The 332-nt window shown below is 66.9% G+C and carries 1 protein-coding gene; it reads left to right on the top strand.

Annotation, left to right across the window (positions count from 1 at the left end; all coding sequences use genetic code 11):
• Positions 1-332, top strand: a 332-nt coding sequence (locus GM672_RS28725; RefSeq protein WP_170300293.1) for a DUF6531 domain-containing protein, incomplete at both ends; no start/stop codon positions are given.

A 332-nucleotide genomic window follows, 5' to 3' on the forward strand; every position in this document is an offset into this window, starting at 1 on the left:
GAGCATCCGGTGGATCCTGAAGCGGCTGCGCGACGCAGTGGTCAAGCACAAGAAGCGCTATGCGGCACTGGTCCCGTCCGGCAAGGGCGCGGACCACAAGAAGAACAATCCCGGCCACGAGCTGGGCGCCACCAGCCGGCAAAGTCCGGCCAAGGGCGACGCCACCCCCTGCAAGCTGTGCCCCGCAAAAGGCGGCACCGCGCACTCGATCAGCTTCGCCACCGGCGCCGAAACGTTTACGCACACCGACTTCGTGCTGGATGCACCGCTCCCCATCGAATGGCGCCGCACCTACCGCAGCCAGCTGACGGCCTATGACCACGGCCATCTCG

Origin of the sequence: Pseudoduganella buxea, assembly GCF_009720835.1 — a bacterium.
GTDB lineage: Bacteria > Pseudomonadota > Gammaproteobacteria > Burkholderiales > Burkholderiaceae_D > Rugamonas > Rugamonas buxea.